This window comes from Aeromonas popoffii, assembly GCF_000820025.1.
In the GTDB taxonomy this organism is placed as follows: domain Bacteria; phylum Pseudomonadota; class Gammaproteobacteria; order Enterobacterales; family Aeromonadaceae; genus Aeromonas; species Aeromonas popoffii.
Genome location: NZ_CDBI01000024.1, coordinates 1 through 19,260 on the forward strand (window position 1 = coordinate 1; position 19,260 = coordinate 19,260).

At 54.3% G+C, this 19,260-nt stretch carries 17 protein-coding genes and 3 pseudogenes; 11 read left to right on the top strand and 9 right to left on the bottom strand.

Annotation, left to right across the window (positions count from 1 at the left end):
- The 3 genes and pseudogenes from BN1129_RS23960 to BN1129_RS23105 form a co-directional block, all read right to left on the bottom strand.
- A pseudogene (locus BN1129_RS23960) lies at window positions 1-360 on the bottom strand (integrase); the annotation flags it as partial.
- A gap of 545 nt (window positions 361-905) precedes the next feature.
- On the bottom strand, window positions 906-1,385 hold the full coding sequence (locus BN1129_RS05150) for a Crp/Fnr family transcriptional regulator (RefSeq protein ID WP_244463018.1): 480 nt from the start codon (window positions 1,383-1,385) through the stop codon (window positions 906-908).
- A 226-nt stretch (window positions 1,386-1,611) separates the two neighbouring features.
- Window positions 1,612-1,836, bottom strand: coding sequence for a cyclic nucleotide-binding domain-containing protein (locus BN1129_RS23105; protein WP_244463019.1), 225 nt, complete (start codon window positions 1,834-1,836; stop codon window positions 1,612-1,614).
- A 410-nt stretch (window positions 1,837-2,246) separates the two neighbouring features.
- Between BN1129_RS23105 and BN1129_RS05155 the strand changes: the two genes are divergently transcribed.
- The 5 genes from BN1129_RS05155 (at window position 2,247) to BN1129_RS05170 (ending at window position 4,202) form a co-directional block, all read left to right on the top strand.
- Window positions 2,247-2,585, top strand: a complete 339-nt coding sequence (locus BN1129_RS05155; protein WP_042034915.1) for an ElaB/YgaM/YqjD family protein — start codon at window positions 2,247-2,249, stop codon at window positions 2,583-2,585.
- Window positions 2,585-2,968: a phage holin family protein gene (locus tag BN1129_RS05160; RefSeq protein ID WP_042034917.1), complete on the top strand. Its 384-nt coding sequence runs from the start codon at window positions 2,585-2,587 to the stop codon at window positions 2,966-2,968. Before BN1129_RS05155 ends, BN1129_RS05160 begins: the two co-directional genes overlap by 1 nt.
- Window positions 2,969-3,020: 52 nt before the next feature.
- On the top strand, window positions 3,021-3,368 hold the full coding sequence (locus tag BN1129_RS05165) for a hypothetical protein (protein WP_042034918.1): 348 nt from the start codon (window positions 3,021-3,023) through the stop codon (window positions 3,366-3,368).
- 64 nt (window positions 3,369-3,432) lie between these two features.
- Window positions 3,433-3,582 carry a lmo0937 family membrane protein gene (locus BN1129_RS23110; protein ID WP_157013264.1) on the top strand — a complete coding sequence of 50 codons (150 nt, stop codon included), beginning with the start codon at window positions 3,433-3,435 and terminating at the stop codon, window positions 3,580-3,582.
- Window positions 3,583-3,890: 308 nt separating this feature from the next.
- Window positions 3,891-4,202, top strand: coding sequence for a BON domain-containing protein (locus BN1129_RS05170; protein ID WP_042034919.1), 312 nt, complete (start codon window positions 3,891-3,893; stop codon window positions 4,200-4,202).
- 398 nt (window positions 4,203-4,600) lie between these two features.
- Here the strand turns inward: BN1129_RS05170 and BN1129_RS05175 are convergent, their stop codons facing one another.
- Together BN1129_RS05175 and BN1129_RS05180 are read right to left on the bottom strand one after the other, a co-directional pair.
- On the bottom strand, window positions 4,601-6,253 hold the full coding sequence (locus BN1129_RS05175; protein WP_084204579.1) for a sensor domain-containing diguanylate cyclase: 1,653 nt from the start codon (window positions 6,251-6,253) through the stop codon (window positions 4,601-4,603).
- Between the two features lie 252 nt (window positions 6,254-6,505).
- Window positions 6,506-7,384: a LysR family transcriptional regulator gene (locus BN1129_RS05180; protein WP_042034921.1), complete on the bottom strand. Its 879-nt coding sequence runs from the start codon at window positions 7,382-7,384 to the stop codon at window positions 6,506-6,508.
- A gap of 165 nt (window positions 7,385-7,549) precedes the next feature.
- On the opposite strand from BN1129_RS05180, the gene BN1129_RS05185 reads away from it, so the two are divergent.
- The 3 genes and pseudogenes from BN1129_RS05185 to BN1129_RS05190 all read left to right on the top strand — a co-directional run bounded on the left by BN1129_RS05185 (window position 7,550) and on the right by BN1129_RS05190 (window position 11,309).
- A complete protein-coding gene (locus BN1129_RS05185; protein WP_042034922.1) occupies window positions 7,550-8,983 on the top strand; it encodes a glycoside hydrolase family 1 protein in 1,434 nt (477 codons plus the stop codon).
- A 184-nt stretch (window positions 8,984-9,167) separates the two neighbouring features.
- A pseudogene (locus BN1129_RS22255) lies at window positions 9,168-9,304 on the top strand (IS1 family transposase); the annotation flags it as partial.
- Window positions 9,305-9,674: 370 nt separating this feature from the next.
- Window positions 9,675-11,309: a methyl-accepting chemotaxis protein gene (locus BN1129_RS05190; protein WP_042034923.1), complete on the top strand. Its 1,635-nt coding sequence runs from the start codon at window positions 9,675-9,677 to the stop codon at window positions 11,307-11,309.
- A gap of 113 nt (window positions 11,310-11,422) precedes the next feature.
- Here the strand turns inward: BN1129_RS05190 and BN1129_RS24565 are convergent.
- The 3 genes and pseudogenes from BN1129_RS24565 to cra form a co-directional block, all read right to left on the bottom strand.
- A pseudogene (locus BN1129_RS24565) lies at window positions 11,423-11,737 on the bottom strand (IS1-like element transposase); the annotation flags it as partial.
- Between the two features lie 308 nt (window positions 11,738-12,045).
- A complete protein-coding gene (locus BN1129_RS05200) occupies window positions 12,046-13,239 on the bottom strand; it encodes an aromatic amino acid transport family protein (protein WP_042034924.1) in 1,194 nt (397 codons plus the stop codon).
- Between the two features lie 437 nt (window positions 13,240-13,676).
- Entirely contained in the window at window positions 13,677-14,663 is a 987-nt protein-coding gene (cra, locus tag BN1129_RS05205; RefSeq protein ID WP_042034925.1) for a catabolite repressor/activator, read from the bottom strand.
- A 296-nt stretch (window positions 14,664-14,959) separates the two neighbouring features.
- On the opposite strand from cra, the gene fruB reads away from it, so the two are divergent.
- The 3 genes from fruB to fruA are packed head-to-tail and all read left to right on the top strand — an operon-like array spanning window position 14,960 to window position 18,770.
- On the top strand, window positions 14,960-16,060 hold the full coding sequence (gene fruB, locus BN1129_RS05210) for a fused PTS fructose transporter subunit IIA/HPr protein (RefSeq protein ID WP_042034926.1): 1,101 nt from the start codon (window positions 14,960-14,962) through the stop codon (window positions 16,058-16,060).
- A complete protein-coding gene (pfkB, locus tag BN1129_RS05215) occupies window positions 16,060-17,049 on the top strand; it encodes a 1-phosphofructokinase (RefSeq protein WP_042034927.1) in 990 nt (329 codons plus the stop codon). Before fruB ends, pfkB begins: the two co-directional genes overlap by 1 nt.
- Complete coding sequence (gene fruA / locus BN1129_RS05220) at window positions 17,046-18,770, top strand: PTS fructose transporter subunit IIBC (RefSeq protein WP_042034929.1); 1,725 nt, start codon at window positions 17,046-17,048, stop codon at window positions 18,768-18,770. Before pfkB ends, fruA begins: the two co-directional genes overlap by 4 nt.
- 107 nt (window positions 18,771-18,877) lie before the next feature.
- Here fruA and BN1129_RS05225 read toward each other — a convergent pair whose 3' ends face one another.
- Window positions 18,878-19,129, bottom strand: coding sequence for a DUF1289 domain-containing protein (locus tag BN1129_RS05225; protein ID WP_042034931.1), 252 nt, complete (start codon window positions 19,127-19,129; stop codon window positions 18,878-18,880).
- Window positions 19,130-19,260: the final 131 nt, after the last annotated feature.

The window sequence follows — 19,260 nt, forward strand, 5'->3', positions numbered from 1 at the left end:
TTCGGAACAGCTATTTAGAAAGTGCTGGATGTAATAGCGTTGATTCTTTACCTCTTTAGGTGCCCAAGATAGGGCCTTTTCCCGAAGGTAAGAATCAATCAGGAGAGACAGCCGCTTTACTTGCTGGTCAGCTTTGATGGGCTTTGTTGTCGCTGGTGTGGTCTTAGGCTTGGGCTCGGTCTCCCGTCTGATGGCAGATGTCCGAGAGCCCTTACAGGCCAACAAGTCAATTACCTTGGCTTGTGCTGCTCGCTTGTCCCTTGTTGCCAGTGACTTCTTGATTTCTTTACGACCCCCGCATGGGAGGATAGTCACCTTGCGAAAGTACCAAATGCCGTGCTTGCTTAACCATAAGTTCATCAGATTGACCCTATAAAGGTCATCCACTTGGTGTGTGCAAGATTGCTGGTTGGTCACTCAAGTGATTGATATTAAATAAGAAAGTTTTAATTATGCGGCTGGTGGGGCCACCACCTTTTTCAGAAAATCATCAAGTCACTCCCTATCTCCCTATCTCCCTATCTCCCTATCTCCCTATCTCCCTATCTTGTATCTCGGTAATCCACTTTGTATGGATGACTGGCAACACCCGCAATCATTCTCTGACTCAGTCACCATCAGGGACAGAGGCGTTTAATTTACCTCAGTACAGTCCGGTTCTATGGCTGCAATTGATGTCCTGTAAAACCACCACAACATATTTCGCTTGGCAAACAGGGACGACCATCCATGCCCAGGTTGTGTTCTCAACGTGTTCAAATTTCAGGCGCCGCAATGTTAAACCATGAACAGGGCATCTAAAGAGGCCCGTTCAGGTGATTTTGAAGTGAATAAATGCGGTATTTCTGGAAGGATGGGGCCCATAGAATGGGGCGAGCGTTTTTCGACTACTTTAGGAACGCAGCCTAATGCATATAAGGCAACAGGCGTTCCGTTTCCTGCTTGACCACCGAGTAACACTCACAGCTCAATTGCTCCAGTTTGGGGCGATCCAGTACTGTGATTTGGCCACGATGATATTCGATGACCCCCTGTTTTTGGAGCTTGCCCGCCGCATCTGTGACGCCTTCACGGCGTACCCCCAGCATGTTGGCGATCAATTCCTGGGTCATGGTCAGCTGGTTGCCGGGTAATCTGTCCAGTGATAGCAACAACCAACGGCACAACTGTTGATCAATGGAGTGATGCCGATTGCAGACCGCCGTTTGTGCCATCTGAGTCAGCAACGACTGGGTGTAACGCAACATGAGATGCAGCATATCGCCGTGGAGATGGAACTCGGATTTTAACCGCTGTCCTTTCAGGCGGTAGGCGTGACCTGCGCTCTGCACAATCGCTCGATTAGTGGTGCTTTCTCCGCCCATAAACAGTGCAATGCCGATCAACCCTTCATTACCGACGACAGAAATTTCGGCTGATGCCCTAATGCCAGTCAGTTAAGAGAATTTGAGTCCCAACCCGCAGGGGATAAGGGCTAAAGAGTGAGGGAGGCATGATGCCTCCCTCTTTTTATTGCATGCCAGTCAGGGCAAGGGTTGGAGCCAAATTGACTCTTTAACCATGGAACAGCTTTTGATATTCAATATCTCGAATATTTAGTCATAAAAATGCTTAACTGACTGGCATTACGGCTGATGCCCCGTTTTTCATCACATACAACAGCGAGACGATAGAATCGAGAGGAAAATAGACATGGTGCAGGGTATCGCCGGATTCATAGAGAACCATCCCTAACGGGAAACTCATCAATTCAAGATGGGGCTGCAATCTGCTATATGTGTCAGCTGATAGTGCAGCCAGCAGGTGATTTTGCTGGGGATGGTAATTATCCGTCATGCACATTCCAAATTATAAAAAAATCATTACCCAGCCTAACATAATCACACATCGCGCGCCTGCAGTTTGTGCGCTACAGCACATACGGGGATATAAATACGTGACGGTGATGGTACAAATGCGCTTTATGTGTTCTACCGTACAGACCCCCTTGGCCTGCAAGATTATGATCTTGATCGAAAAGGAATATATTGGTAGTCAAATTTATAGCGTGGTGAACGGATGTGGTAGGCTGAATTAGCCTCCCTGCAAATAGGGGTTATCCATTTACTCCTGCGTTGACCCGTGTCTTATGTAACACCGCCAGGTAATATTTTAATCCATGGCCGGTGTCCTTTCGCTAAGTCTCATGTTGTCAGGTCGGATAGTGATGGTTTCATCCGCCTTTTATCATATTGAATGGGAGAGCAATGATGAGTGAACAAAAGCAAGTCATGTCAGGCAAGAGTGTTTCTGATTCGGTTGACGATACCAGCAAGACGTTGCATGACGCTATCGACAGTACATCGCAGACAGTGTCTCCTGCGCTTAACAATTTGAGCGAATGCTCTCATAAAGCGGTGAATAAATTAGCTGACGTTGCTATTAATGTTGCCGAATCCCTTGAGCAGGAAAGTGATAGTCTGCGAAAAATGAAAATTAAACTTCTCGAACAGTGTCGTACACATATTAATGACAAGCCGCTCATGGTGCTCGGTCTTGCTATCTCCTCCGGATTTTTAGTGGGTTGGTTACTGAAGAAGCGTTAATGAAAATGAAGCGGACCTCAGATAGTGCACCCATTTCTGACGCAGAATTGACACCGACGAAACCGGTGTCAATTACCAGCTTGGCGACCTCTATTTGGGGGTTGCTTAGTGAACAACTGCAAGAGCGATTGCAGTTGTTCAGGCTGGAAGTTCAGCAAGCAGTGAGCAGCCTGATTGGCCTGCTTGTCTGTGGTCTGATCGGGGCTTTTTTATTAATCAGCTTGTGGTTGATGTTGGCTGCGGCCTCACTATTTTGGTTACTCGAGCAGGGAATGGCTACAAGTAGCGCCTTATTCATCATCAGTATTGGCAATGGACTTGCAATTGGCGGGGTTATGATAAGGTTTCGTCGTTATCAGCAGAGCATATGTATCAATGAGTAGTTAACCCATACCATCAATCAGATAAGCCCTCAACTATGCTTGGATCGTCTTTATGAAGCTGCCTGTAGCGTGTCACACCAGCCTCGTTATTCAAGGCTCCCGACAGGAGAAGATTGCCATCTTGAGGCAGCGGCTGCAGTCTCGTCAGTTGAAGATAGTCGGGCTGTCTCATCTCATGAAACGAGGGTTTCAATCGAACTTAACCCATCCTCTTACGCTTTGTTCTGCTGTCTGCGCTGGTTTTTTGCTCGGTTATGAGGGGTTGCAAAGGCAAGGTGCGCAAGTCACAACCAGCAGGGTGAAGTCACGTTTGGCGTCGGGAATAGATATGTTTTTGCTGGTATCTCGGTTGTTTAGTCAGCTTGAACAGAAAAATAAAGACATGTCACACCCTAAATAATACACGGCAGAAATGCTAAATATTATATTCATGAGCAATCATGACCCATTACTTAGGAGAGTGTATGCTATATACCCTTGCTATAATTATGCTTCTACTTTGGGCTGTTGGCCTGGTAACCGCCACCACACTTGGTGGTTTTATTCATGTGCTGCTTGTTATTGCGGTAGCTTTTGTTTTGCTGCGGATTATTCGAGGGAATCGAGGTCTATGACATGTTCGCTGATGCGCATGCTGAAAGTGGCTAATTTCAGTGGTTACCTTGTAAATATAGTTGAAGAGTAACTAAGCGTCATGTTCGTTAGCGCACAGACAGCAAGATGAGATGACAGTAAATTGGAGTGTAACAAGCCAGCCAATAAAATGTAGGCTGCTTTGTTAGAGAAAGGCGAATGCATATTTTGTGGTTCACAGTCCGCGCTTGCTATGCAAACGTCAGTATTCATAGATACGATTTTTAATGAATCATGCATTCCTGTTGTCGTAATTAGAATGTTTAACCTTATTTGGAGAAGACCTTAAATGAAAACTACAAATCGATTTTCAATTTTATTGGCTATTGCCGTTCTGATGACTGCGGTAGGCTGTGCATCAACATCAACCAAAGAAGGCACTGGCGAATATGTCGATGATTCTGTGATTACCACCAAGGTTGTCGCAGCCATATTTAAAGATCCGGATCTGAAATCGGCTGAAATCAATGTTGAAACCTTTAAAGGCGTCGTGCAATTGAGTGGTTTTGTTAAAGACAGGGCCAATATCAGCAAGGCGGTTTTTGTTGCAGGAAGCGTTAACGGTGTGACCTCTGTCAATAATGATCTGCGTTTGAAGTAGGGGGGAGGAAAGGCAAATCCAAGCCGGGTGACCCAGTGGCTTGACATCTGAATATAACCCGGAGCGGATCCTGTCATGCGATCCCTCCGGGCCCGCATTAATAAACGGGCTCGCACAAGCCAGTGTGATATTGAAGCCGACCGTCGATGTTATGCGCCTTATGCAGGGCGCGTTTTATCTTTATCGACGCAACGATTGCTCTGCGTGTAAGGGTGAGCTATTCGCCTGACACAGCTCTCCCAAGTGCAAGCCGTCTGAACAGGTTTGCTTCGTCTTCAACATTTCCGCAGTATCCCGCCCCATGTTGCACCTGATCCCCACGATAAAGCGTGCCATAGCACGGCGTTCGTTTAAGCGATCCCATGGCCAGGTCCTGTGCGCACCCCAAATGACGGTGTCTAGCCGGTGATCACGTGCTCCTGGGTATCAGCATGCGGTGCTACTAGAAGGGGGGGCGCGTCGTCATGGATGAGGGCACCTTGGTCGTTGGCCACCACAGTTTGGTTGCGACCACGATGCTTGGCTTCATAGAGCGCCTTGTCGGCCTGCTTCAACACGGCACTGAGATCGTCGTTACCCTCGCCAGGCCAATAGGCGACGCCGAGCGAGATGGTAATGTGCCCGGTGCCGGGCATGGGATGGGCGGCTACCCGTTGGCGCAGCCGTTCGGCGATCTCGTGGGAAAGGTGGAGCGGCAGCTCGGGCAGCAGCACCAGAAACTCCTCGCCACCGCTGCGACACAAGGCATCTGCCTGTCTGGCTCCCTGCTGCATCAGGCTGGCCAGCGCGCTGAGCACCTGGTCCCCGACATCGTGGCCGAAGCTGTCATTGATCTGCTTGAAGTGGTCTATATCCAGCGCTATCACGGCGAGGGGCCGGCCCAGGGCCTGATAGTGATCCAGCATCTGCTGCATGCCCCTTCGATTGGCGAGGCCCGTCATAGCGTCGGTGTGGCTGTCGCTGTGCAGCTTATCAATCTTGGTATTGAGCAGACCCAGCCCTTTGAGCATGGCTTGCTTGAGCTGGGCCGCCTCGAAGTACCAGACCCGGATCCTGGCGATGTTTTTCAGTGCCTCCTGCTGATCCATCAGCTTGGCCTTGTTGGCCAGTTGCCACAGGGGCCTGGAGATGAAGATGGCGGAAATCCAGATGAAGAGCAGGATCAGCAGATTGATGGGAATGAGCTTGAACAGTACTGTCATCATCTGCGTGTCCAGCCCGGCCAGGGTGGCGGTGCGGGGGCGCTGTGCGACGACTCCCCAGTGGGTCTGCTGGATGGGGGCGAATCCGGCCAGCATGTCAGTCCCCTCGTCATTTGTCAGTTCCAGCGCCCCCTCTTCGCCGTTTAGTACCTTGTCGACCACCGCATTGTCGCGGATCTTTTCGCCTACCCTGGCGTTGTCCGGGTGGTAGATGCGAGTTCTGTTGCGGTCAACCACATAAAGGGAAGAGCCATCCCGGTAGTAGTGCTGGCCCAATATGCCGGAGAGCATGTTCTGTGACTGGAGGTAGATGGTGCCCGTCACATAGCCCAGATAGGTTTGCTCTTTGTCGAAGATAGGGTAGGAGATGCTGATGAGATAGTTGCCAGAGAGTGAAACGAACGGATCCGTGATAATCGGCTGGTGGGTCGTGATGGACAGCTTGGCGCTTTGGGAGGTGAGCTTGGCACCCTTTATCTGCAGCGTATCGGGATAGACGGCCATGACCATGGCATCGGCATTCACGATGGCCACCGAGTTGAAGGTCGCCGTTTGCTGTTGCAGTCGCCGCACTTCGCTCAAGAGGGTATTGTGATCCGTCATGGCGGGGGCGAGGAGGGCGGCGCTGTAGGCCAGCTGGCTCTGACTGGACTGGATCATGGTGTTGGTCATCTCGGCCAGCTTGGCCGCATAGACGCGATTGGCATCCAGGGTGTTGCTGATCAGCAGTGCCCGCTGTGCCTCGTAAGTGGCATAAAAACTGTTGCCCAGGGTCGCCATGACGCTGATGACGGCCAGTACGAGTATGAGGCGGCGCAGGTCAATTTTCAGGAACCGAGGAAGTAGCATGAGCAGGAAGGCGTCCGGTATCAAGGTGCGGTAGTGGAAATCAGCCGGTTGATTCTAATGGAGCCAACTGTCGAAAAGCTACTACTATCCGGCCTGACCTACCTACCTTAATGCCTTGATCGAAAAGATGATCTGGTCTCTCTTCCCCATCATTGGCAGACGCGGTTCACGCAATAAAGGCCGTCATGGGGCCGCCATCCCTGGTGGGGACCTCTCCCGGGAGGGAGAGGCGGTGGGCGCGCGTGGCAGAGGTTAATCCGGTTCGACCGCTGGCGCCGTCATGGTAGCGATAATCTGCCAGAAGGCATCAATGAGCGGGCCCTTGCCGTGGGGCGGGCGAATGAGACCGATCGTCCAGCTTGCCTCGGCTTCGCGCAGGGGCAGGGTGAGCACATCCGGGTGCTCTATGGTGGTGGAGGAGGGCACCAGGGTCCAGGCGATATCCGCGGCTGCGGTGGCGACCCCGGCGGCGAAGTCATTCACGTACTGGATATCGCGAAAGCGCACTCCGCTCTGGGCAAGGTAGTGCATCAGGTTGTCGTAAAACGAGGGCGCCTTGTCCCGGCGCAGAATGGCCAGCGGCTTGTCCACCAGATCCGCCAGCTCGTGTACCTCTCTGTAACTGGCGGGCAGTACCGCGACAAAGTGTGCCTGCACCACAGGCAGGCAGTGCCACCCCTTGGGGGCAGGCAGGCGGCAAAAGCCGAGATCCAGCCTGCCTTCGCTCAGGGCCAGCAACTGGTGATGGGTGGAGAGGTCGTTGAGCTCTATGGTCACCTGCGGGCGCTCGGCCCGAAAGCGCGCGATGGCGGCGGGCACCAGTATCTTGGTGGCAACCCCGAAGCCGACGCGCAGGGTGCCGCTATTGCCTGCCAGCGCGTCGCGAGCGGTGCGCCCTAGCTGTTCGCTCTGGGCTACCAGGGCGCTGGCATCTTCATAGAGCGCCCGACCCAGCACGGTCAGGCGGGTGCTGCTGGCGTTGCGCTCGAACAGCTCACCGCCAAATTCCTCCTCCAGCCGCCTTATCTGCTTGCTCAGGGCCGACTGGGTGACATGCTGGCGCACTGCCGCCTGACCGAAGTGCAACACCTCCCCCAGGGTCACGAAGGCTTTCAGATCCCGTAGCTCCACCACAGCTCCTTTCATTCCTGTTGGGAATGTTGAATGGCCACATTTGTCATTGGACGGAATTTTAGAACTGTTCGATGCTTATGCCAATTTATTCGGGGCGCCTTGTATGGGGGCGTCGACGTATCAGAGATGGCTGAACCATCAGCGCAGAAGGAGCAACACCAGATGCATCACCACACGCTCAACGACTTCCCGAAAGATTTTCTGTGGGGCGCCGCCTCCGCCGCCTATCAGGTGGAAGGGGGCTGGAATGCCGATGGCAAGGGGCCCTCGGTGTGGGACCTCTTCACCAAGCTGCCGGGCAAGACCTTTGAGGGCAGCAACGGCGACGTGGCGGTCGATCACTATCACCGCATGGAGGAGGACGTGGCGCTGATGGCGGAGATGGGGCTCAAGGCCTATCGCTTTTCGGTTAGCTGGCCGCGCATCTTCCCCACCGGCCGGGGTGAGGTGAACGAAGCGGGTCTGGCCTTCTATGAGAAGCTGATTGACACCCTGCTGGCGCACAAGATCGAGCCGGTGCTTACTCTCTACCACTGGGATCTGCCGCAAGCGCTGCAAGAGGAGTACGGCGGCTGGGAAGACAGACGCATCATCGAGGATTTCGAGCGCTACTGCGTGACGCTGTATCAGCGCTTTGCCGGCAAGGTGAAGTACTGGGTGTCGCTCAACGAGCAGAACTACAACCTGACCAACGCCTATCAGCTCGGCACCCATCCGCCCGCAGTGCAAGATCGCAAGCGCTTCTTCGCTGCCAACCATATCGCATTTCTGGCCAATGCCCGGGTGATCAAGGCGTTTCGCCAGCATGTGCCAAACGGTCTGATCGGCCCGAGCTTCGCCTATTCGCCTGCCTATCCGGCGTCGTGTGACCCCGAAGACATGCTGGCGTTCGAAAATGCCGAGGAGTTCACCAGCTACTGGTGGCTGGATGCCTACTGCTTCGGCCGTTACCCCCAGGCGGCGCTTGCCTATTTGCGTGAAAATGGCGAGGCGCCTGAGATCCTGCCCGGCGATCTGGCGCTGCTGCGTGAAGGCATGCCAGATTATATTGGCGTCAACTACTACTACACCCTGACCTACACCGATAACCCCTTGGGCGGTCAGACCCTGCAGCGCATCAACACCACAGGGCAGAAGGGCACCACCCCCTCGAGCGGCATTCCCGGTCTTTACAAAACGGCGCCCAACCCGCATCTGGAAACCAGCAACTGGGACTGGGCCATCGACCCGACCGGGATGCGTATCGCCCTGCGCCGCCTCTCTTCCCGCTATGGTTTGCCGCTGATGATCACCGAGAATGGCCTCGGCGAGTTTGACCAACTGGGGGCGGGTGACAAGGTGGACGATGATTACCGCATCGCCTACCTCAAGAGTCATCTCATCGCCTGTCAGGAGGCGCTGCAAGACGGGGTTGAACTGATTGGTTATTGCGCCTGGTCCTTCACCGACATCCTGAGCTGGCTTAACGGCTATCAGAAGCGTTATGGCTTCGTTTATGTGGACCGCGATGAGCAGGGCGGATCCTTGCGTCGCATCAAGAAAGAGAGCTTCCACTGGTATCAATCGGTGATCGCAAGCGACGGCAAGACGTTGTAAATCACTCGGTTTGGATTGCGTTGGTACAACAGGCTCTGCCACATCAGGCAGAGCCTGTTTATTTATGGTGTGTATGGCGCGGATGACGGGCTGGGGGACGTAAAGAAGGTGCAATTCACACTTCAGATGCCGCTCTGGGTAGAGGCGACCATCTCATTAACCATGCCGAGATACATCTGACCGGAAAATATTCATCCAGCGTATTGAGCGTAACAACCTGACGCTCAGAACGTGCCTCAAGCGACGGGCCCGTAAAACCATCTGTTTTTCTCGATTTTTGAAATCCACGAGAAAGTCATCGGCGCCTTTATAGAAAAACACCACTGCAATGTATTGGAGGCATTACCTGGTTCCGCATGGGAACTTTCAACTCATATAAGGAGTTCATTTGCATCCCATCTTGGTTTTTAAAAACCTTTTTGATAATAGTGAATTATTGCGGCAAGTCACATTTTAAACTATATTACTCTGCTATGTTCAATATAAAATGCCGTTTGATTAATATCTATCTGCTAGCGGTAAAGGGCAGTAGTGGCAATTGAATTTTCCACCATTAAAATATGGTGATGTTGTAATAGGTGCATTTTCTTTATTAGCTCTGCATTTTAATTCTCATATAAAAACAATGAATGAGAATTTAATAAAACAAACACTCAGATGAAAGCAACGTTATCTATAAAAAGAGGTCTACATGTTAAAGCGGTTAACGATTGGGCAGAAGCTATTCGGTGCATTAGGCTTGGTGGGTATATTCATATTGAGTCTTATGTCGTATGAAGTGTCTAAAATATCCCATCTTGACGAAATAACAACGGTAATGGCTGAAAATCTTTTGCCATCTGTTAGTTATGCTGGAACAATGCAAAAAACATTGCAGAGCGCAAGGAGAAGTCAGCTGGCTGCAACGATTTATTTTTATAAAGGAAATCAGCCGGAGATCATTTCTCGGAAAGAACAAGTTAAAAATTTACAGTTGACCTATAATGCCGCCGCTCAAAACTATCTAGCTTTGGACTTTAACTCACCTGAGGAAGAGGCTGTTTTTCATGAGTTAAACAAGATGGGGAAAGAGTATTTAGCCTCACTGGAATCATATTACAATGCAATGATACGCAATGATACACATCAAGTTGATATGATTTTCAGCGACATTACAAGTATAAATAATGTTCTCCAGTTAGCTGACAAGTTGGATGATATAAATGTACGGGTAGGCCATACCCTTAATGATGAGTCTGAATTGGTTTATTATTCAGCCATGCGAAATAGTACTATACTAGGGATTGTATGTATTATATTCATGGTTTTTGTTTTGCGTTATTTAAATCGCCAAATTAAAACACCGATTAACGCGCTCCTTACAATAGTTGATGCAGTCTCTAACGGAGACCTTACAAAGACGGTCAAGTTACAAGAGTTTAATCTCGATGAGATAGGCATGCTTGCATCGGGCATTTCTAAAATGCAAAACAATCTACATAAACTAGTAAGTGAGGTTTCTGGTTCTATTGTGCAGTTAAGTTCCTCTGCGGAGGAAATTAGTGCGGTAGCAAAATTGTCTGCTGAGAGCATGAATAAGCAGCAAAATGAACTTCATCAACTTGCTACTGCGATGAATGAAATGCAAGCAACAGTTAAAGAAGTGTCAAGAAATACCTCTGATGCTGCCAACACTGCGACATTAGTGAGCCGTTCGGCGGAACATGGTTCAGAAACTGTAATTAATACAATTGCAAGCATAGAGAGTGTTGCTGAATCTATTGAAAAAACAGCATTAGTAATTAATCAACTTGATGAAAATAGTCATAATGTTGGTGTTGTACTGGATGTAATTCAAGGTATTGCGGAACAAACTAATTTATTAGCCCTTAATGCAGCAATTGAGGCCGCAAGGGCTGGTGAACAAGGCCGGGGATTTGCTGTTGTGGCTGATGAAGTGCGTACATTAGCAAAGCAGACTCAAGACTCGACCACAAAAATAAATACAATAATACAAGAGCTACAACAAAGAGCCTCACACGCCGGCCACACCATGCAACTTAGTCAAGCGATTGTACATGATACTGTCGAAAAGGCTCAAGAAGCTGGCACTGTGATCGCTAATATTCGTCTGGCGACAAACGAAATATCACAAATGAGCACCCAAATCGCAACAGCAACAGAAGAGCAAGAAGTAGTAAGTGAGGAGTTGAATCGTAACATCTCAAACATTAGCGTTGCAGCAGAGGATGTATCCGCTGGAGCGAATCAAATGTCGCAAGCTTGTGATGAATTAACGAGGCTTGCTAGCCAACTGCAGGGTTTGATTGGTAGCTTTCGTACATAATAATCAACGATAGCCCTAGGCTATTTATCGAATATAAATGCCTCAGTAATCGTTATGTACTGAGGCATTACTATATGATCCCAGTGAAGCGCAAAAACTGTTTACGCCATCATCAGTTCACAGATAAGCGCCGCATCATCTAACACAACGTTTTCGGTAGTTACTTGCCTTGATGCGAGTTTTTTAAGGCGCGCGGCACGGTGTAAATGCCAATGTAGCGGATGCGAGCGGTGGCACCGACACCTGAGCCGTTGAAGCTCATCTCGACAATCTTTTCTTTTACGCCAGGTTTACGGGCTTCATAGGTGTAAGTGAGCTGAAAAATGTGGGGACAGGCAGGGGGCTTACCGTGGCGATATACGCAGTCGAGTAGCAACGAGGGCAGTAAACGAGGATGGATGCCATGAAGATATGAGTCTCAAAAGCATCACAAACATGAGTTATCTATGTTTGAAGAAGATATTCTAATTCCTTTCCTTTATTTACATTTGAAGGGCAATGGTTATTAAAAATAACAAATGGTCCGGATGTCAATCAGCTGTACCCAGTTGTTGACCAAGCTGTGACTCTGCAGTTGGCTTGGGGTGCAATTGTCGATGGATTATCCATGGCCAAGATCCAGTAAGCGTCTGAGTTTTTCGTCATTGCAGTGAGCTTGACCCTGTCACGATCAAAAAGTCCCGCCAATGTCCGTTGGCGGGGCTTTGTTATGTGGACCATTTCATACCGGTCAGGATTAGAGCGCGGGCAGCATCCCGAGGCTGACGCTGACCTGTACTCCGACGATCAGCACGCCCATGGCGGCGGTCAGACCAAGTGCCACGACGCCACCTGGGGCCCGGTAGTGGTGGGCGGGCGCCTGTTTGCGGCTCTGCCATACCAGCGCCACCGGCAGCAGCACCGCCAGTATCGCCAGGGCGATGGCGGCGTAGCCGAGCGCCATGATAAAGCCCTGCGGGAAGTAGAGGGCAAACAGCAGGGGCGGTACAAAGGTGATAAGACCGGTCTGGCTGCGGCCCTGCCAGTTGTCCTTGCGGCGGGTCACCTTGGCCATAAAGTCAAACAGCCCCAGCGTCACTCCGAGGAAGGAGGTGGCGAGTGCCAGATCGGCAAACAGGTGCATCGCCTGATTAAACGTGGGCCAGCTCACCAGTTGACCGATGTTGGCCAACAGGCTATCGAGCGCACCGCCGGTTTGCAGCAGCGCTTGCTGGCCGAGCAGACCGAGGATCGCCACCTGCCACAGTACATAGAGGATCAGCGGCAGGGCAGAGCCCCACACAAAGACCCTGCGCAGCTGCTTGGGGCAGTCGCCAAGGTAGAGCATCACGCTTGGAATGGAGCCGTGAAAGCCGAACGAGGTGAAGATCACCGGCAGGCCCGCCAGCAGCAAGCCCTGACCCAGCGGCATGGAGAGCAGGTGCTGCCCTTCGGCGCGGGGTAGCAGCAGTGCCAGCACCGCCACCATGATCACCAACTTCACGGTGAACATTAGCCGGTTGAGGTAATCCACCTGCTTGGTACCGACACAGACCATGCCGCCAAACAGCAGGGTAAAGGCCCATGCCGCCTGCTCCTGAGTCAGCGTCATGCCCGCATCGGCCAGCGCTTGTGCCAGCAGGCTGCTGCCGCCGCTGATGTAGGCGGAAGCCAGCGAGTAGAACAGCATCAGGATACAGAAGGAGGCGATGCGCTTGCCCCAGGGGCCGAGCAGATGATCCGCCAGCTGGTGCAGGTACCACTTGCCGGTGTTGAGGCTCGCCTCCACCTGTAACATGGCGGTGAAGGCCATCAGGGCCCAGAGACCGACCATCAGCATCAGGGTGGCAGGGCCGCCAAGGGAAGAGGAGGCCAGCGGCAGGGCCAGCATCCCGGCGCCTATGGTGGTGCCAGCAATCAACAGGGTACAACCCAGGGTTTTGGTGTTCATGTTATCCATCCGAAAGTAGCGGTGTCAGTGCAAACCAGTGGTGCACAGTGTTTACGTCAACAAGAGGGCCAATGGGCGTGATCAGAAGGCGCCTCCGGGGATAAGGCCGGAGGCTAGCAATATCGGAACGGGAACATCTGTACCTAAAACCTGTCAGTTGTAAAAGATGGTTGCCACGTTAGCGGATCAAAATAACGGAAACAATCCCTTTTATGCGGATCTTGTGCTGGCTTGTGGCAATAAGTGGCAATAAAAGATGACAGACATGACTAAGTGCCGAAAAAATAGGCTGGAGCAGGGGGCGCCCATTCTTGCAAAGGCGCCAGGCATCGGGTTTGGGAGGGGTTGACTGCCGCAGGCAGAGAGTGTGCGGGCATGGGATGAAGAGAAGCAACGCTGCCGGACTTATGGGGTAAATCGGCCCGGCAGCGAGGTGGTCAGCGACGGCGTTTGAGGGTGCGGCTGACGTAGTACAAGCCACTCTGGTATTCGCCGTTGACGGCCTTGAGCGCCAGTTCCAGCGCCTGACTGGCCAGTGCATCGTGCTGCTGGGGCAGGGAGTTGATGCCAAAGGGGAGGAAGTCGAGCAGCCGATCGTCCCCGAAGGTGGCCATGGCGAGCTGGCTCATATCGGTTTCTTGTTCCAAGAGATAGTCGAGCACCCCCTCCATCAGGATATAGGAGGTGGTGATCAGTGCCTCCGGCAGCTGGCCCAGCTGCTGGTGCAGCGCCTTGATCAGGCGATACCCCTCGAGGCGGGAGAAGTGATCGCCCTCGCACAGGTGGCGCGCTGCGCTGTGACTGGCAACCGCCTGTTCGAAGCCGGCTTTGCGCTCCTCACTGATCGTGAGTGCTGGCAGGGCGGTGATCAAGGCGATATGGCGCAGGGCGGGGGTGAGCAGGGAGCTGGTGAGATCAAAGCTCGCCTTCTCGTTTTCACTGGCGACGGTGACGAACTGGTCGGCGGCCATGGCCCGGTCGATGGCGAGGATCTGGCTGCCTTGCGTTTGTAATTTGCCGTAGAAGGGGTCGTCCGGCGGCAGGCAGCTGGCGACCAGCAGGGCATCCACATGGCGGCTGACCAACATCTGGGCCAGCTCTTTTTCGGTGGCTGGATCATCTTCCGAGCAGACGATCAGCAGCTGATAGCCCTGCGCTCGCGCCCCCTGTTCCAGCCGCTTGGCCAGCTTGGCGTAACTGGCGTTTTCCAGGTCAGGCAGGATAAAGCCGAGGGTCTTGGTCTGGCCGCCCCGCAGGGAGGCGGCGCGGCTATCCGGCTGATAATTGTGAGCGGTGACCACCGCCATCACCTTGTCGCGGGTAGTCTGGCTGATGCGGTATTGGTCGGCCTTGCCATTGATCACATAGCTGGCCGTGGTGCGCGAGACACCGGCGAGGGCGGCGATTTCATCCAGTTTCATCATATTGGCTCTGTTTGAGTTGCAAGGCCCACGGTCACTGCCGGGTGAGGGCACCGAAAAGTGTGCGCAGGATCATATCATTGAAAAGCACCCTTGGTGGGTACTTGATCAATCCGCTGAAACGATTCAGTCTGAGTGTAGGTGAAACGATTCAGCCTGTCAGTAACGAATAGGCACAGTGGCCTGAAAATCGGGCCACGATCACAATCAACCCCGATCTTGTCTATTGTCAGCAGGCGAGTTACCCGAATGTTCAATTGTGTTGTACCGGCGCGGCCGGAACCTGATGGAGAGTCTCTATGTTGAAGTTGGCGCGAGAGCAAATCTTGCTGGGACAGTCGGTGGCGACCAAGTCGGAAGCCATTGCACTGCTGGCGGGCAAACTGACCGAAGCCGGTCTGGTAGAAGCAGGCTATGTGGATGGGATGCTGGCCCGCGAGGCGCAGCATGCTACCTATCTTGGCAGCGGCATCGCCATTCCTCACGGCACCACCGACACCCGCCATCTGGTGAAAAGCACCGGTGTCATGGTGGCCCAGTTCCCCCACGGCATCGAGTGGGATGAGGGGCAGATTGCCTATGTCGCCATCGGTATTGCCGCCAAGTCCGACGAGCATCTGGGCATTTTGCGTCAGCTCACCCATGTGCTGGGTGATGAGCAGGCTGCCGCGCAATTGAAAGAGGCCACTGATGCCGACACCATCATCAACATCCTGACCGGCGCCACGGCTGCGAAAGAGGCGCAATACCTGACCCTGGCGGATTTCCCGGCCGATGATCGCGACCAGCTGCTGTTGGGTGCTGCCGCCCGCGCCAAGTCAGCGGGTTGGGGCGATGCCACCATGGTGACGTCGCTGCTGGCAAGCGATCCCGCCTATCTGGGCGAGGGGATCTGGCTGGCTCGTGCGCAAGCCGCCCAGACCGGCTGGGTGCTGGCAACGCCGAGCAGTGCACTCACCGCAGGTGATCTGCCGGTCAACGCGATGCTGCTGCTGTGTGCCGCAGATAGCAGCCATCTGCCGCAACTTGAGAATCTGGCCAAACTGGCCGCAGCCGGTCAACTTGCAACGCTGGCGGGCAGCGATGGGCTGGCCATGCTGCAGGCTGGGCCCGCCAGTGGTCTTGCCGAGACCTTCACCATCATTAACCCCCATGGCCTGCATGCCCGTCCGGGTGCCATGCTGGTCAAGGTAGCCAAAGAGTTTGAATCGGACATTCGCGTTGCCAATCTGGACGGTAGCGGCGAAGCAGTCTCCGCCAAGAGCCTGATGAAGGTCATTGGTCTTGGCGTCAAGTGCGGTCACCGTCTGGCGTTTCGCGCCGAAGGGGTGGATGCCGAAGCGGCCCTCAAGGGGATCGGTGAGGCCATCGCTGCTGGTCTGGGTGAGGGGGCACACTGATGAAGATTGTCACCATTACCCTCAACCCGGCGCTCGATCTCACTACCCGTCTCGAGGCGATGAACCTTGGCGAAGTGAATCTGGTGAGCGAGGCGTCCTTACGCGCCGCGGGCAAGGGGATCAACGTCGCCATGGTGTTGAAAGATCTGGGCCGCGACGTGGGCGTGACCGGCTGGCTTGGCGCTGACAATGAGCAGAGTTTTGTTTCCCTGTTTACAGAGCGCGCGCTGGCTGATCACTTTGTGCGTGTGGCGGGCAGCACCCGTATCAACGTCAAGATCTCCGAGCACTCGGGCCGGGTGACCGATCTCAACCTGCCGGGGCTCACCATTCACGAAGGGGAAGTGAGTGCCCTGGAGCAGGCCATCGACGAGTTGGCACCGCAAGCCGAGTGGTTCGTGCTGGCGGGCAGCCTGCCCAAAGGGGTGGCCCCCAGTTACTGCGCCCATCTTATTCGCTTGCTCAAGGCCAAAGGCAAGCAGGTGATCTTCGATTGCAGCGGCGCGGCCTTAAGCGAAGGCATCAAGGCTGCGCCGACCCTGATCAAACCCAATCTGGAGGAGCTGAGCCAGTGGGCCGGTCGTCCCATCAAGACCCTGAGCGAGCAGGCCGCTTGCGCCCGCGAGTTACAGACTCAGGGGATCGCCCATGTGGTGATCTCCAATGGCGCCGATGGCCTCGTCTGGTTTGGTCCTGATGCCACCTGGCAGGCCATTCCGCCGCGTATGAATGTCATCAGCACAGTCGGTGCCGGCGACTCACTGGTGGCGGGGCTGACCCACGGTCTGAGTCTTGGCTGGGCGCCGGAGCAGATCCTGCGTCTGGCGACCGCCGTTTCGGCACTGGCAGTCAGTCAGGTGGCGGTCGGTTTTAGCGATCTCAGTGTGCTCAACCCCTTACTTGAGCAGGTGCGCGTACAGCGTCTGGATGATCTGGCACCGGTTCAATGCAATACCCCCTCAATGAAAAACTCAGGAGATGCCCAATGAAAGCAATCTTGGTTACGGCTTGCCCGGCGGGCATAGCCACCAGCTTTCTCGCTGCAAAACGGATAGAACAGCAGGCCAAACTGGCAGGCTGGGAGCTCACCCTCGACGTCGGCGCCAGCGTGCAACCCCGTCAGGTGCCGAACAAGGAGCAGATTGCCGCAGCCGACCTGGTGCTGGTCGTGGCAAGCGCCCCGGTGGATCTCGCCGCCTATGATGGCAAGCCGGTCTATCAGGGGAGCATGGATCTGGCGCTGCAGGATCCGGCCGCCGTGCTGGAAGCCGCGGCCAGCGGTGCCAGCGTCTATCGCCATCAGGCGGCCCCTGCTGTTGCCAAGCCGACAACGGGCGCCAAGCGCATTGTTGCTGTCACCGCTTGTCCGACCGGTGTGGCCCACACCTTTATGTCGGCGGAAGCGCTGGAGACCATGGCCAAGCAGCTTGGTTATCAGATCCGTGTCGAGACCCAAGGCTCGGTCGGTGCCCAGAATGCCCTGACCGCGGATGAGATTGCCGCCGCCGATCTGGTGTTCCTGGCGACCGATATCGAAGTGGACATGGCCCGCTTCGATGGCAAGCAGGTCTATCGCACCAGCACAGGTGCGGCGCTCAAGAAGACCCGTGCCGAGCTCGACAAGGCGTGGAACGAGGCGACACTCTATCGCCACAGCGGCGTCAACCAGCCCAAGAAAGAGGAAAAAGCAGGCCCCTACAAGCATTTGCTGACCGGTGTCTCCTTTATGCTGCCGATGGTTGTCGCGGGCGGTCTTATCATCGCGCTCTCGTTCGTGTTCGGGATTGAAGCGTTCAAGGTAGAAGGCACCCTGGCCGCCGCCCTGATGCAGATCGGTGGCGGCTCGGCTTTTGCCCTGATGATCCCGGTGCTGGCCGGTTACATTGCTTACTCCATTGCTGACCGCCCGGGTCTCGCGCCCGGCATGATTGGCGGTATGCTGGCAAGCTCGCTGGGCGCCGGTTTCCTTGGTGGTATCGTGGCCGGTTTTCTGGCCGGTTACAGCGCCAAGTACCTGAGTGACAAGGTACGTCTGCCGGTGACCCTGGAAGCGCTCAAGCCCATCCTCATTATTCCGCTGTTTGCCAGCCTGTTTACCGGTCTGGTGATGATCTACGTGGTGGGTGGTCCGGTGGCTGGCATCATGAATGCCATGACCGAATTCCTTAATAATATGGGCTCTGCCAACGCCGTGCTGCTGGGTGTCATTCTTGGCGCCATGATGTGCTTTGACATGGGCGGTCCGGTCAACAAGGCGGCCTATGCCTTTGGTGTGGGTCTGCTGGCCTCCAAAACCTACGCCCCGATGGCGGCTGTGATGGCGGCCGGTATGGTACCGGCACTGGGGATGGGGATCGCGACCTTCCTGGCACGCACCAAGTTCATCAAGGCGGAGCAGGAAGCGGGTAAAGCCTCCTTTGTGCTGGGTCTGTGCTTCATCTCCGAGGGGGCCATCCCGTTTGCCGCCAAGGATCCGATGCGCGTCATCCCGGCCTGTATGGTCGGCGGCGCCCTGACCGGTGCGCTCTCCATGCTGTTTGGCTGCGAGCTGATGGCCCCCCACGGCGGCCTGTTCGTGCTCTTTATTCCCCACGCCATCAGTAACGTCATGCTGTATATCGTGGCGATTGCGGCAGGCTCGCTGTTGACCGGTGTCTCCTACGCCATGCTCAAGCGCGGTGAAGCGCAGGGCAAGCTGGCGACGGCCTGAGTGGTGCAACGTAAATAAATGCAATTGATGACAAGGCGGCCTGCGGGCCGCTTTTTTGTGTCTGATGAGAAAGGGATAAAGAAGAGAGGGGGGAAAGTGGGGAAAAGTCAAAAGTCCCAGCCGGCCTGCTCTTGCTCACTGGCCTGGATGGCTTCTTGTGCCTTGCGACGCGCAGCGTCCACCCGGGCCTTGCGACCACGGCACAGGCGCATCACCTCCTGCTGCTCGGTGGGGGTCATGGTGAGCCAGTTGAAACGCTCCTCCCGGTTGCGCAGGCAGCCCTTGCAGTAGCCCTTGTTGTTGACTTCGCATACCCCGATGCAGGGGCTCTGCAGCGGGAAGATCTCGAGCTGTTCCATCCATGGCCTCTCACACCTTGTTACCTTGTTATAACCCAGAAGATCCCCTTAGGAGAAATCTGTTGCCAAGGGGCTGATGGCGTTTGCTTTCCCCCTGCAAATTTGGCATCTTCCCCGCCAAGCATGAGGCT

Bases quoted from the DNA above. Each gene is read 5' to 3' on its own strand.
- BN1129_RS23105 (WP_244463019.1), bottom strand. From the start codon at position 1,836: ATGACGGATAATTACCATCCCCAGCAAAATCACCTGCTGGCTGCACTA.
- BN1129_RS05155 (WP_042034915.1), top strand. From the start codon at position 2,247: ATGATGAGTGAACAAAAGCAAGTCATGTCAGGCAAGAGTGTTTCTGAT.
- BN1129_RS05160 (WP_042034917.1), top strand. From the start codon at position 2,585: ATGAAAATGAAGCGGACCTCAGATAGTGCACCCATTTCTGACGCAGAA.
- BN1129_RS05165 (WP_042034918.1), top strand. From the start codon at position 3,021: ATGAAGCTGCCTGTAGCGTGTCACACCAGCCTCGTTATTCAAGGCTCC.
- BN1129_RS23110 (WP_157013264.1), top strand. From the start codon at position 3,433: ATGCTATATACCCTTGCTATAATTATGCTTCTACTTTGGGCTGTTGGC.
- BN1129_RS05170 (WP_042034919.1), top strand. From the start codon at position 3,891: ATGAAAACTACAAATCGATTTTCAATTTTATTGGCTATTGCCGTTCTG.
- BN1129_RS05175 (WP_084204579.1), bottom strand. From the start codon at position 6,253: ATGCTACTTCCTCGGTTCCTGAAAATTGACCTGCGCCGCCTCATACTC.
- BN1129_RS05185 (WP_042034922.1), top strand. From the start codon at position 7,550: ATGCATCACCACACGCTCAACGACTTCCCGAAAGATTTTCTGTGGGGC.
- BN1129_RS05190 (WP_042034923.1), top strand. From the start codon at position 9,675: ATGTTAAAGCGGTTAACGATTGGGCAGAAGCTATTCGGTGCATTAGGC.
- BN1129_RS05200 (WP_042034924.1), bottom strand. From the start codon at position 13,239: ATGAACACCAAAACCCTGGGTTGTACCCTGTTGATTGCTGGCACCACC.
- cra (WP_042034925.1), bottom strand. From the start codon at position 14,663: ATGATGAAACTGGATGAAATCGCCGCCCTCGCCGGTGTCTCGCGCACC.
- fruB (WP_042034926.1), top strand. From the start codon at position 14,960: ATGTTGAAGTTGGCGCGAGAGCAAATCTTGCTGGGACAGTCGGTGGCG.
- pfkB (WP_042034927.1), top strand. From the start codon at position 16,060: ATGAAGATTGTCACCATTACCCTCAACCCGGCGCTCGATCTCACTACC.
- fruA (WP_042034929.1), top strand. From the start codon at position 17,046: ATGAAAGCAATCTTGGTTACGGCTTGCCCGGCGGGCATAGCCACCAGC.
- BN1129_RS05225 (WP_042034931.1), bottom strand. From the start codon at position 19,129: ATGGAACAGCTCGAGATCTTCCCGCTGCAGAGCCCCTGCATCGGGGTA.